At 67.4% G+C, this 12247-nt stretch carries 13 protein-coding genes; 5 read left to right on the top strand and 8 right to left on the bottom strand.

Annotation, left to right across the window (positions count from 1 at the left end):
• Positions 1 to 456: 456 nt before the first annotated feature.
• Entirely contained in the window at positions 457 to 786 is a 330-nt protein-coding gene (locus tag EXE46_RS01195; RefSeq protein ID WP_137686674.1) for a non-histone chromosomal MC1 family protein, read from the bottom strand.
• A 353-nt stretch (positions 787 to 1139) separates the two neighbouring features.
• Between EXE46_RS01195 and EXE46_RS01190 the strand changes: the two genes are divergently transcribed.
• Complete coding sequence (locus EXE46_RS01190) at positions 1140 to 1343, top strand: hypothetical protein (RefSeq protein ID WP_049931938.1); 204 nt, start codon at positions 1140 to 1142, stop codon at positions 1341 to 1343.
• 93 nt (positions 1344 to 1436) lie between these two features.
• Positions 1437 to 2492, top strand: a complete 1056-nt coding sequence (locus EXE46_RS01185) for a quinone-dependent dihydroorotate dehydrogenase (protein ID WP_137686673.1) — start codon at positions 1437 to 1439, stop codon at positions 2490 to 2492.
• A gap of 38 nt (positions 2493 to 2530) precedes the next feature.
• Here EXE46_RS01185 and EXE46_RS01180 read toward each other — a convergent pair whose 3' ends face one another.
• Positions 2531 to 5194 carry a valine--tRNA ligase gene (locus EXE46_RS01180; protein WP_137686672.1) on the bottom strand — a complete coding sequence of 888 codons (2664 nt, stop codon included), beginning with the start codon at positions 5192 to 5194 and terminating at the stop codon, positions 2531 to 2533.
• Positions 5195 to 5302: 108 nt separating this feature from the next.
• Positions 5303 to 5557, bottom strand: a complete 255-nt coding sequence (locus EXE46_RS01175) for a hypothetical protein (protein WP_137686671.1) — start codon at positions 5555 to 5557, stop codon at positions 5303 to 5305.
• A gap of 479 nt (positions 5558 to 6036) precedes the next feature.
• On the opposite strand from EXE46_RS01175, the gene EXE46_RS01170 reads away from it, so the two are divergent.
• Positions 6037 to 6288, top strand: coding sequence for a ferredoxin (locus EXE46_RS01170; RefSeq protein ID WP_137686670.1), 252 nt, complete (start codon positions 6037 to 6039; stop codon positions 6286 to 6288).
• 8 nt (positions 6289 to 6296) lie between these two features.
• Here EXE46_RS01170 and EXE46_RS01165 read toward each other — a convergent pair whose 3' ends face one another.
• From EXE46_RS01165 to EXE46_RS01155, 4 genes are all read right to left on the bottom strand, one after another.
• Positions 6297 to 8084 (bottom strand): hypothetical protein, encoded by a 1788-nt coding sequence (locus tag EXE46_RS01165; RefSeq protein ID WP_137686669.1) that lies wholly within the window; start codon positions 8082 to 8084, stop codon positions 6297 to 6299.
• Between the two features lie 101 nt (positions 8085 to 8185).
• Positions 8186 to 9166, bottom strand: a complete 981-nt coding sequence (gene hemB / locus EXE46_RS01160) for a porphobilinogen synthase (RefSeq protein WP_137686668.1) — start codon at positions 9164 to 9166, stop codon at positions 8186 to 8188.
• A gap of 81 nt (positions 9167 to 9247) precedes the next feature.
• On the bottom strand, positions 9248 to 9412 hold the full coding sequence (locus EXE46_RS16965) for a DUF6757 family protein (RefSeq protein WP_006114727.1): 165 nt from the start codon (positions 9410 to 9412) through the stop codon (positions 9248 to 9250).
• A gap of 25 nt (positions 9413 to 9437) precedes the next feature.
• On the bottom strand, positions 9438 to 10364 hold the full coding sequence (locus EXE46_RS01155) for a PHP domain-containing protein (RefSeq protein WP_137686667.1): 927 nt from the start codon (positions 10362 to 10364) through the stop codon (positions 9438 to 9440).
• A 146-nt stretch (positions 10365 to 10510) separates the two neighbouring features.
• Here EXE46_RS01155 and EXE46_RS01150 point away from each other — a divergent pair, with 146 nt between their 5' ends.
• On the top strand, positions 10511 to 10795 hold the full coding sequence (locus EXE46_RS01150; protein WP_008585525.1) for a hypothetical protein: 285 nt from the start codon (positions 10511 to 10513) through the stop codon (positions 10793 to 10795).
• Between the two features lie 68 nt (positions 10796 to 10863).
• Here the strand turns inward: EXE46_RS01150 and EXE46_RS01145 are convergent, their stop codons facing one another.
• Positions 10864 to 11913: a DUF5784 family protein gene (locus EXE46_RS01145; RefSeq protein WP_137686666.1), complete on the bottom strand. Its 1050-nt coding sequence runs from the start codon at positions 11911 to 11913 to the stop codon at positions 10864 to 10866.
• A gap of 125 nt (positions 11914 to 12038) precedes the next feature.
• Between EXE46_RS01145 and EXE46_RS16740 the strand changes: the two genes are divergently transcribed.
• Complete coding sequence (locus EXE46_RS16740; RefSeq protein ID WP_004599209.1) at positions 12039 to 12206, top strand: DUF5786 family protein; 168 nt, start codon at positions 12039 to 12041, stop codon at positions 12204 to 12206.
• Positions 12207 to 12247 lie beyond the last annotated feature (41 nt).

Below are 12247 nucleotides of genomic sequence, written 5' to 3'. Positions count from 1 at the left end.
AGATTGACACACCATTGCATTGGTCTGTGTGGTGTCCGGTCCATCCAACGGCTTGGATGACACCGAACGACCACGGCTCACATCAGATCGCCGCTTACGCCGGAGCGCAGGGGGCGCGATCCTCATCCTTCGCGGACCTGAACGTACCGGACGACGGGTCATAAACCCATCGGAACGGTACGGGTCCAGCGAAACCGGGCCGAGTTGAACGGCCTGAGTCCGCGTTGCGTTCTTCGCATTTCTTCGAATGCCCGGGTTGTACTTAACCCCGTCGAACCAACTCCGCCACGTCATGCGGTTTCATGCCGAGAGCGGCGAGAGAACTAACCGGATCGGAGCGAAGCAGAGACGAGGCTGCCCGGGATAGTTGCTCTGTGCCAGCAGGGTGATCAAGCCCGCAGTGTTCTGGTCGGATAACAGCGAAAACGAGAGATCTGGATCGGAGCGCCCGAGGAGCTACTCGTCGTCGAGGTACTCGATACCCAACTTCGAGACGTTGGCCTTAGTGATGTCGTCGAGGTCGTTGAGCCAGAAATCGTCGTCCGCCTCGTCGACTTCGGGAGCGCTGTCTTTCCAAGCCCACCCCTCGTACTCGTGGACTTTCTGAGTCCCTTTCTCACGGAGGCGGAGGGTCGTTCGCTCCGCCTCTGCTTCCGAAGGTGCCGGCTCGAGCGTTCGGGCCGCCTTGAGGGCCGCCTGGCGCGGCATGTTGCCCGAGAACTCACTCGGTTCCGATCCGTCTGCTTCCCGAAGGGCAAAGTTTCGCTTACCGTCTTCACGTACCATGGTTTTGCCTCCGTGTGACACCAGCACATAGTGTGTAATAAATATATCGGGGAAATGAAAGCTGTGCGCCACAATTTTTATATACCACCTCGGTGTCGGCTAGCGATTTTCGGTCAGACGCGGGAGCGAGACACTCGAATCCCGGCGATTCACAGGACGTTGGGCGCGCGCGACACGTCGATCCGGGGGCAGAAGACGAGTACCGCTGACCGCTCACCCGCGCACCGTCCCGCTTGTTGTACATTCGATGTAGCCGTTTCTCGCGTGCGCACACGATGGTCAGTTCTCGACGGAGAGTGCGCGTAAACAACACTTATGTGTCTGCTATGGCGAAATGCGACAACACACCCGCGATGGTCCGTAAAAAGAAGCTCAGCCCCAGTGGCGCCAAAGACGACGAGGGGGAGTACCACAACGTCCACGTGAACCTCCACGAAGACGAGCTCGCCGTCGCCGGCATGGAGATCGGCGACGAGGTGTTCGTCCGGGTCCGAGACGGGAAGATTATCATTCAGAAGGCGGACGCCAACCCGGAGCAGCTCGAACACGACTTCTGAAACGGACCGTGGGGTTCGATCGAAGCGATTCCCGCGATCGCGATGCGGGCCGCGGTCGGCGGATTGATTGTCGCTCGTGACGAGGTCAAGACGATGGGCGCGTACGACCTGTTGAAGCCGGCGCTGTTCCGACTGCCGCCGGAGACGGCGCACGGACTGATTCACCGACTGCTCGGCGGCGTCCAAGGAACGGCGGTCGCGAGCGCGCTCGCCGATCGCTACGCCGTCGACGACGAGCGGCTCGCGGTCGATCTGTTCGGTTCGGAGTTCCCGAATCCCGTCGGCGTCGCCGCCGGATTCGACAAGAACGCGCACGTGCCGCGAGCGCTGGCGTCGCTCGGGTTCGGTCACGTCGAGGTCGGGGGTGTCACCGCCGAGCGGCAGCCCGGAAATCCGCGCCCTCGACTGTTCCGCCTGCGAGAGGACGAGGCCCTCATCAACCGGATGGGGTTCAACAACGAGGGCGCAGACAGGGTCGGCGAACGGCTCGACCGCGACCCCCTACCCAACGTCCCGATCGGGATCAACATCGGGAAGTCGAAGTCGACGGCGCTGGAGGACGCCCCGGACGACTACCTGTACACGTACGAGCGCGTCGCGGATGCGGGCGATTACTTCGTCGTCAACGTCTCCAGCCCGAACACGCCCGGCCTCCGCGAGCTCCAGAACCGCGACGCCCTGGAACGCATCCTCGGAACGCTCGACGACGCCGGCGCGGATCCCCTCCTCGTGAAGCTCTCTCCCGACCTCCCCGAACCGGCCGTCGAGGACGCGCTCGCCGTCGTCGACGACCTTGAACTCGACGGCGTCATCGCGACCAACACGACGACGTCCCGGCCGGAGTCGCTGCGGAGCCACAACAGAGCCGAGCGCGGCGGCCTCTCCGGAAAGCCGATCGAGTCGCTCGCGACGGAGCGGGTGCGGTTCGTCGCGGAGCGCACGGACGTTCCCGTGATCGGCGTGGGCGGGGTCTCCGACGCCGCGGGCGCCTACGAGAAGATCCGAGCCGGGGCCTCGCTGGTCCAACTGTACACGGGGCTCGTCTACGAGGGGCCGGCGCTCGCGCACGACGTCAACGAAGGGCTGCTCGAACTGCTCGAACGGGACGGGTTCGACTCGGTCGCGGACGCAGTCGGCGCCGACCTGTGACGAGGGGGGTTGGAGGATACGCCGCGAGGGGGGACGGGTTACGCGTCGTTGCGGACGATGACGACGACGTCGTCGGCCTGAAGCAGTTCGCCGTCACCCTGATACTGCCGCTCTTCTTCGACCGCGAACTCCTCGTCGACGAGCGTGACGCCCGCGACGTGGAGCTCGTCGCCGTCGATCTCGTGCTCCCCTTGCGCCAGCGCGGCCTCGATGTCGCCGACCTGGTCGCCGTACTTCGGTCCGACAGTGGCGTAATCGAGGTCGATACCGGTGATCACCGTCTCGACGGGCGCGTCGCCGTCGGGGTGGACCGTCAGGTCGCCGACGTGCATCACGCCGGTGATGTCGTCCTCGAAGCCGCGCACGTCGGCGTACACCTCGACCGCGTCGAGCGCGGCGGTGAGCGGGAGCTGGTTCTCGCTCTTGTACTTCCGGAGGGCGCCGACGACGGCGGTCGCGGCGGTCCCGGCGGCGCGGTCGGCCTCGATCCCGAGCGGATCGGGCCAGTCGGTGAGGTGGATCGAGTCGCTCGCGCCGTCCGCAAGCCCGGCCCCCTCGGCGTCGCCGGCGTACATGTCGTGCCACAGCTCCTCGGTGACGTGAGCGAGCAGCGGGGCGAACAGCTTCAGGAACCGGCGGTGCGCGGTCCGGAGCGTGTACGCCGCGGCGTCGTCCTCGCGCTGTTTCGCGATTTCGAGGTAGTCGTCGCAGAACGTGTTCCAGAAGAAGCTCCGGAGCTCGTCGCGCGCCTTCGAGAACGCGCGGTCGTCGAGGAGGTCGGTGATCCGATCGACCTCGGCGTCGAGCTCGGCGAGGAGCCAGCGGTCGAGCTCGCGGAGCCCGCCGTCGGGCTCGGCCGGGAACGGCTCCGGCGCGAGCGACTCGACGAGCTTCGAGGCGTTCCACAGCTTCCGGATCAGCTTCTCGCCCGCGCGGAGGTCCTTCTCTTTGAACGGGAAGTCGTCGCCGACGGCGGTGCCGGCGGCCCAGTAGCGCGTGGCGTCGACCGGGAACTCCTCCAGCACGGCCTCGGGCTCGACGACGTTGCCGACCGACTTCGACATCTTCTCGCGGTTCTCGTCGAGGACGTGCCCGTTGATCATCGTCTCCTCGAACGGGACCTCGCCGGTGTGTTCGTAACACTTGACCAGCGTGTGGAACAGCCAGAAGCTGATGATGTCGTGGCCCTGTGGGCGGAGGTCGAACTGATACAGCTCGGGCCGTTCCATGGTGAACTCCTCGGCCTCCTCGTCCCAGTCCCAGCCGGCGTTGATGAGGGGGGTCAGACTGGAGGTGGCCCACGTGTCGAGCACGTCGTTCTCCGGTTCGAACTCGCCGTGCCCGCACTCGGGACAGGCGTCGACCGGCGGGTCGTCGGAGAGCGGGTCGACCGGCAGGTCGGCCTTCTCGGCGATGACCTCCTCGCCGCAGTCCTGACAGTACCACACGGGGAACGGGATGCCCGAGGAGCGCTGGCGGGAGATGAGCCAGTCCCACTGGAGCCCCTCGACCCAGTGTTCGTACCGGCTGAACATCTTCTCGGGCGACCACTCCATCTCGCGGCCGGCCGCGAGGTACTCGTCGGTCTTGTCGAGCATCTCGATGTACCACTGCTCGGTGACGAGGAACTCGACGCTCGTCCCGCAGCGCTCGTGGACGTTGACCGTGTGGGTGATGTCGCGGCGGTCGAGGAGGGCGCCCGCGTCGTCGAGGTCCTCGACGATGGCCTCGCCGGCCTCCGAGGAGTACATCCCCTCGTACCCCTCCGCGACCTCGGTCATGTGGCCGGACTCGTCGATGGCGACCCGGAGGTCCAGGTCGTGGACCTGGTACCACTCGATGTCGTTCTGGTCGCCGAACGTACAGCACATCACGATGCCGGAGCCGGTCTCCATGTCGACGCGCTCGTCGGCGATGATCGGGACCTCGTGGCCGAACAGCGGGACCTCGGCGGACTCGCCGACGAGGTCCTGATTCTCGTCGTCGTCGGGGTGGACGAAGACGGCGACGCACGCGGGGAGGAGCTCCGGGCGCGTCGTCGAGATGGTGAACGTCTCGGCGGCGCCGTCGGGGTCGTCGCCGTCGCTCCCGGCGACGGTGAAGGCGATGTCGTTGAAGTGGCTGGCCTGCTCGTCGTCCTCGGTCTCGACCTGCGAGATGGCGGTCTCGCACTCCGGACACCAGATCGCGGGTGCCTTCTCGCGGTACTCGCGGCCCTGGTCGTAGAGGTCGACGAACGACAGCTGCGAGACGCGCTGGACGCGCGGCTCGATCGTCTGGTACGTGTGGTTCCAGTCGACGGAGACGCCGAGCGACTGGACGTTCTCGGTGAACTGCGACTCGTAGTCGGCACAGACCTCGCGACACTTCGCCTGGAACTCGCGGCGCTCGAACTCCTGGTGGCGGATGTCGAGCTCGTCTTCCGTCAGACGCTCTGAAGCGATCCCGTTGTCGTCGTAGCCGAACGGGAAGAACGTCTCCCCGCCGTTCATGCGCTCGAAGCGCGCGACGAAGTCCTGGAGGGTGAACCCGTACAGGTGACCCATGTGGAGGCTCCCCGATACCGTCGGCGGGGGCGTGTCGATGGAGAAGACGGTGTTCGGATCGACCGGGTCGTCGTCGTAGGCGTACGTCTCCTCGTCGACCCAGCGCCGCTGCCACCGCGGCTCGACGGCGTCGGGGTCGTACTCACCACTGGGCATTTCACCCGCACGTTCCGCCGGTTCCCCCTTAACGGACTCGGTTGTGTGGGGCAGGACAGCGCGAGCGTACCGGTCGTGCGGGGCGAGGCGACAGCGCGGTCGAGGCCTTCAGACCCGGTCGTCGAGGTCGTGTTCGGCCGCCATCTTCGACGCCTCCGACGCGAACCGCTCGACCTCGTCGTCGGGGCTCTCGCCGAGCGCGCTCTCCTCGACCTCGCGGCCGGCGGTGATCCCGTCGCCCGTGACGAGGCGCTGTTCGGCCAGCTCCTTCGTGTGCATCCGCTCGCCGTCCTCGGTGGCGTAGGTGAGTCGGACGAGCCCCTTCGAGTCGAACTGCCGGTCGACGAGCCAGACCGTGGTCATGCTCGTGAGTCGATCCCTGCGGTGGTTAAAAAGGACGGTCGGGCGCGGTGAAATGCGTGGCACGTTCGGCGAACGACTGACCCGTCAAATGCGGTCGGCGCGTGCCTGCGAGGCCGCCTCGCGGCCGAGCGGCGCCGCGCGAGGGAGTCAGTCGCCCGAAGCGAGGGCGGCTGACGAGGCTGGGGAGGCGTGAGGCCGTGCGGCGCGGGGGCGGGACTCGAAGGGGCAGCCGTGAGGGCGAAGCACGCCGAAGTAAGCACCGGAACGAAGGAGCGAGTGGAACGAGCGACTGAGCGAGGGGCGCAACGAGGCGCGCGAGCCCTCACGGCTGGGGCTTCGGCGGTCTCCGCATCGATCGGAAATTTACAAATGGCAATCACACACGGCCGAGCGGCTGGGGCTTCGGCGGCCCCGGTCTGGGGGCATTTCGTCCGTACAGCGTCGCCAGCGCTTTGTACGGGCTCGTCGAACCGACGGCCATGCGCGTGAAGTTCGACCGCGACACCTGCGTCGGGATGTACCAGTGCGTCGCCGAGTGGGACGCCTTCGAGAAGAACCTGAACGACGGGAAGGCCGATTTACGGGGGGGCGAAGAGGAGGACGATGAAGACGACGAGGTCTTCGTCCTCGCTGTCCCGGACGGGGAGGAGCTCGACGCGAAGTTCGCGGCGCGTTCGTGCCCCGTTGACGCCATCGAGGTGTACGAGGACGGCGAGAGAATCATACCCTGACGCCCTCCTCACCGTCTAACGGAGCGAGTGAGCGTAAACACGAAGAGGGCGATACAGAACGCACCGAAGAACGCTTCCGAAGCGAGCAGCAGCTCGTTGGATGTTCCGTTCCCGGTCGCGGGGGACCCGATCAGGAGGCTTACGAACGCCTGGAAGCTCACGTTGAGTGAGTTCGCGTACGTCTCGCTGATCCCCGTGAAAAAGAAGAGGTTCGCGTATGCGAGAACGACGAAGAGCGAGAATCCGACGGTGCGTAACGGTCGCTCCCCGTACCCCATCGTGAGCGCGTACGTCCAACTCGCACCAAAGCCGACGAGAGCGCTCGCCGTGGACCCGGTCGAGGAATAGAGATTGTCGCGGTGCTCGCGGCGTCGATACCGCATCTCCTGTAAGAAGAACATAGACGCCACGCGGTCCGCCCCGACCTGTTTGGCGCCGTTTTTCGCCTTCAGATAGGTGGATATCAGGTCGGGTATCGAGTCGGCACCGTCGCGGTGGCGATCAGAGTACTCGTGGAGTCGGACGTGTCCGTCGGTCTGTCCAGCGTGTCGATCGAAGGGGAACCCGTCAAAGGTCGTGTTGTAAAATCGACAACATCCAAGGCTGCCAGTGTCACGGTCCGGAGCGGTAATAGTAAGCGTCCCGAGCGTCGCGTCGGTGAAATCGTACTTCGTCGCTCCGTCCGGCGGCTGGATCAGCGTTCCGTCGCTGATGGTCGCGTCTGTACAGTCGACCGGACCGTCGGCCTCGGTCTTCACCCACATCACCTCGTCGAGATCGGCGGCGTGAAAGCGAGGCCCTGTGGAGAAAGCCGCCGATCCGAAGTTCGCCGTTCCGTCGATGACCGTCTCGGCAAAGAGGGACCGTCGCCCGGTGAAGGTGACCTTCGAGAAGTTCGCGTCGCCGTCGATCTCGGCCCCGGAACAGTCGAACGACCCCTCAACTCGCACCCGTCTCCAAGACGCGTTTCCGGCGACGGAGATGCTTTCGAAATCAGAGTTCCCACCGAACGCCGCGCGTTGGAACGACACGGACTCACCGCGGAAGTCGGCGCGGCGGACCGTCGCCCGTTCGTCGACAGTCATCCGGTCGAAGACGGCGCGGCCGCCGACGCGGAGCTGTCTCCAGTCTCCGACCCCGCAGTGGCACGCGGTCATGTCGCACTCTCCCGCGATCACCGCCTTCTCGAACACGACGTCGTCGGCCGTTAACCAACGCAGGTCGACACGTCTACCGTTGGCGCGGAGGTCCGCGGCGTCGAGCGTATCCTCGACCGTGAATCCCGGGGCACGGAGCGTCGCGTCGATGGTCGCGTCCGCAAGTCTGACCGAGGTCGCGTTTCCACCGTCCAGATGTACGGCGTTTTCGAACTCCGCGTGGGTCGCGTCCAGCCGATCGAACTCGGCGTGTCGGAGGTCAATCGGCCGGGCGTCGGATCGGTCGACGGTGGCGTACGCGAGCGAGAGTTCGCCGAACCGGGCGCCAACGAGGTCGTGGCCAGCTTCGAGCGACTGGTGAAGGAGCCGTTCGTCGGAGCGGTTCCGGTCCTCGTGATCCGGAGGGAGGTGGAGCGCGCAGCGACCGTCGGCGACGGGCGTTCGCTCACAGCGCTCCGGATACCCCTCACTCGTTCCGTGGCGCCGCCAGACGCCGAACCAGTCGTCCGCATCGGCGGTCGGAAGACATTCGCTCGCCTCGTCAGCGATCTCGGGGAGAGTGAGATCGGCGATCCGGTCGGCGTATTCGAACCCCAACTCCTCCGCGATCGCCGTCCGGGTACCGCTCGGATCCTCCACTTCAGGGTGTAGTTCGAGCAGTTCGGAGACGGGTATCCGCCTGACAAACGAACGCTTCCGCCGGTTCCAACGCTCGGAATCGAAGTAATCACACGCCTCTGTCACAGACACTCACCGATGTCCTCGGCGAAGTACGTGATTATCAGGTCGGCGCCCGCGCGCTTGAGCGCGGTGAGCGACTCCAGCGCGGTCGCCTCGAGGTCGAGCCACCCCTTCTCCGCGGCGGCGTGGAGCATCGCGTACTCGCCGGAGACGTTGTACGCGGCGATCGGGCGGTCGAACTCCCGCCGGAGGTCGCCGACGATGTCGAGGTACGGCAGGCCGGGCTTCACCATCAACACGTCGGCGCCTTCCTCGACGTCGAGGCGCGCCTCGCGCAGCGCCTCGCGGCGGTTCGCGGGGTCCATCTGGTAGTGGCGGCGGTCGCCGAACGCGGGCGCGCCGTCGGCCGCGTCGCGGAACGGACCGTAGAAGGCGGACTGGTACTTCGCGGCGTAGCTCAAGATGGCGACGTCCTCGTGGCCGGCCTCGTCGAGCGCCTCGCGGATCGCACCCACCTGTCCGTCGGTCATCGCGGAGGGCGCGACGACGTCTGCGCCCGCGTCGGCCTGCGACACCGCGGTGCGCGCGAGCAGGTCGAGCGTCTCGTCGTTCCTGACGGTGAGCGTCGGGTCCGACTCGGCGCTCTCCTCGATGACGCCGCAGTGGCCGTGGTCGGTGTACTCGCAGAGGCAGACGTCGCCGATCACGGTGACGTCGGTCTCGGCGGAGATCCGCCGGATCGCGCGCTGGACGACGCCGTCGTCGGCGTACGCCCGGCTGCCGGAGGCGTCCTTCGACTCGGGGACGCCGAAGAGGATCACGGCCTCGACGCCCGTCTCGCGGATCTCGGCGACGCGGGCGGCCGCCTCGTCGACCGGGACGCGCTCGTGGCCGGGCATCGTCTCGATGGGGACGCGCTCGTCGGTCGTCGCGTCGACGAAGACGGGCGCGACCAGGTCGGACGCCGAGAGGTCGGTCTCGGCGACGAGCGGGCGAACGCCGTCGGTCCGGAGGCGGCGGGGCCGGTCCGTGAGGTCCATGCCGGGCGGTTGGCCCCGCGCGACCTTTTACCGTTCGTCTCCGGTCGGAGGCCGCACGCGGGGGTCGGGGCCGCGGCGCGGCTACTCCGAGGACTCGATGTCGATCCGGTCGCGGAGCTCCGCGAGCTCGTCCGACTCGGCGAGCTCCTCGACGCGCTGTTTGAAGTGAGACTCGCAGAGCCCGACGACCACGCCGCGCTGCTCCGCCTCGTACGTGGCCTCCCGGTCGCAGTAGTGACACCGCATACGCGCCACTCGGTTGGGCGCGGGCTTAATCCTGTTCGTCGGTCGCCCCGGCGGGGGAGTCCCCCGCCGGCAGGTCCGCGACCGCGACCGGGTCGGGCAGCCGCGCGCGGACCGGCTCGAACGCCGATTCCGTCAGCCCCGCGACCCCGAGCGTCCGCTCGTGTGCGTCCGTCCCGCCCGTTCTGAGCAGGTCGGCCTCGGCGGCGACGCGGTCGATCCGCGCGTCGTCGGCGTCGAAGCCGTACGGGTAGAACCGCTCGATCGCGTCGATCGCGGCCGACTCGCGGGCGACGTCGAGCGCCTCGTCGACGCGCTCGTACCGGAACGGGTGCGCGAGCCCGACGAGCGCGCAGGCGTCCGCGAGGAGGTCGAGCCCCTCGTCGAGCGGCGTCACCTCGCGCGCGACGTAGCAGGGACCGTCGTCTCCGATCAGCTCGTCGAACGCCCCGGCGTAGTCGTAGGGCGCGTCCGACTCGTCGATCGCCCGGGCGATGTGCGGTCGCCCCAGTCCCGCTCGGGGCTCCACGTCGAGGTCGACGCCGAGCCGCTTCTCGACCGCGTCGAGGATCGCGGCGCCGCGCTCGCGGCGGTCGCGCTGGAGGCGCTCGATCTCCGCGTCGAGCGCGTCGGTGTGTTCGACGCCGTATCCGAGGAGGTCGAGGCGCTCGAAGCCGGCGTCGACCCGGAGTTCGATCCCGCGAACGATCCGGACGCCGTCGCGCTCGACGACCGGCGCGTCGAGCCCGGGATGGACCCGGTCGTGATCGGTGACCGCGACCCAGTCGACGCCCGCCTCTCGGGCGACGTCCGGGACCTCGTCGAGCGTCAGGGTTCCGTCCGAGACGGTGGTGTGGGCGTGGAGGTCGGCGACGACGGGACCGGCGGCGTCGGGCGAGTCGCCGGGCTCGGAAGCATCGCGGGAGCCGGACGAGCCGGCGGAATCGGCGGTCATGAGGACGGGTAGCTGCGCGCGACACTAAGCGACGGCGGTCGGAGATCCGGTCGCAGCATTGGTGTATAATGTCGTATAAGGTATCCCCTCCGACTAAGGTCGTACATGGACAATCATTAAGAACCATCGGCGGTTTCCACCTGTTGATGCGCTTGAACGGCGTCGACGACCGACTCGAACGGCACCAGTACCCGACCACCTCTGAGGAGATCATCGCGGCTCACGGCAACGCGACGGTAGAGCTCGCGAACGGGTCCGAGCGGCTCGGCGACGTCTTGGAGCGGTTCGGCGACCAGACGTTCGAGGACGCGGAGGACGTGTTCACCACGCTCCGGGCCGGCGTCTGCCACCGCGGCGTCGGTCGCCGGTTCTACTCGGACCGCGACCCCACGACCGACGCGGAGGACGGCCCCTCGCCGGTCTCGTTCTGACACGGCGAACCGCACGGAATCTCCCCGTTTTTCGCGTTCTATCGAACCCCGACCGCGGAGCGTCGCGGCTACGAAACGCCGTCGACGACGCCCGAGAGATCGAGCGGGACGGAGCCCTTGCGGTACCCCTCTACCGACCCGTCCGGCTCGGCGCGGTAGACGACGGCGGGCTTGTGTCGGACCGCGGGCTCGGCCGCGCGCACCGCGGCCCACTCGTCGGCGGGGAACGACGAGCAGTCGACGAACAGTGTGACGCCGCCCGCGTGGGCCGCGAGCTGCCCGCTCGTCTTCGTCTCGGCGGTGTCGCGGACGGCGGCGACCGGGTCGTTCGCGGAGCGGCCGGCGGTCGGCTGCGGGCGCGTCACTTCCACGAGATTCCCGGCACCGGTCCCGGGGTCCGTCGCACGGAAGTCGAGGAAGTGACCCGTCGTCACCTCGATCTCTGGAGTGATCTCGTACCCCGCGTCGGTGAGTATCCGGGCCGCGGTGAATTCGGCGATCGCCGCGCTCATCCGCACGAGGTCCCGCGAGGCGGAGGTGCCGAGCTTCCCGGCCATGACCTCGCGGTAGTCGTCTAAGATTCCCGGGCGGAGCGTCTCCTCAACGAATCCGGTGCCCGCCTCCCGGGTCGCGTCCGGGAATCCGGCCGCGTGGTCGCGGAAGAAGGCGCGGCTCGTCTCCGCGCCGTCCTTCGAACAGAACACGGGAAGAAAGTACCACGAGACGTGCGGGTACTCCGCCAGCCACGGCTCTTCGTCGTGGAGCCCGGCGAGCAGCTCCCGCTGGGCCCACCGCGAGACCGGGTACGGCGCCTCGTCGAAGCCGTACTTGTCCGTTCGCCAGAGCTCGCTCGGCGTCTCGGTGTTGCCGAGCCAGTACCCGACCGGGCCGCCGTCGGCGCCGACGGGCGGGTCCGCGTCGTCGTCGGTCCAACAGAACAGCGCGAACGACCCGTCGTCCATGTCGAACCGGCGTGCCTCGTAGCCGGGTGGCGGCGCGAACCACGGGCTGCCGGCGGTCGCTCCGAGGTTCTCGTCGAGCGGGCGAGCGATCTGCGACCGGACGCGGTCCGCGGTCCACCGGCCGGGCGAGCGCCTGAAGCGGAGCGGTTGTGCCACGCCCGTTCGGTATCACGCCGCGCGGTTAAGCGATTCCGGTGGATTGGGAGAAACGTTCACGGTCTTTGATACGTTTACCGACAGGTATATTACAGGAAACGGCCAAGTGTAGGTGTACCATGTCAATGGGTGCCTATGACGAGGCCGAGCACGAGCGTCGGGAGAAGAAGACCAGCGAAGTCGACGCCGACTTCGACGCGGAGCGCCCCGAGTACTCCGGTTCGCTGACCTACGATTCGGGCGACTCCACGGAGGCACTCCTCGACAAGTTCGAAGAGCTTCAGGGCAAGTGACGCGGCCGCGGCGACGCCGCGTCTTTTAACTCCGTTCTCGA

It is taken from the genome of Halorubrum sp. GN11_10-6_MGM (assembly GCF_005435165.1).
Classification (GTDB): Archaea; Halobacteriota; Halobacteria; order Halobacteriales; family Haloferacaceae; genus Halorubrum.
The sequence above is the reverse complement of the archived record's forward strand: the minus strand, read 5'-3'. Positions and strand labels throughout refer to the sequence as shown.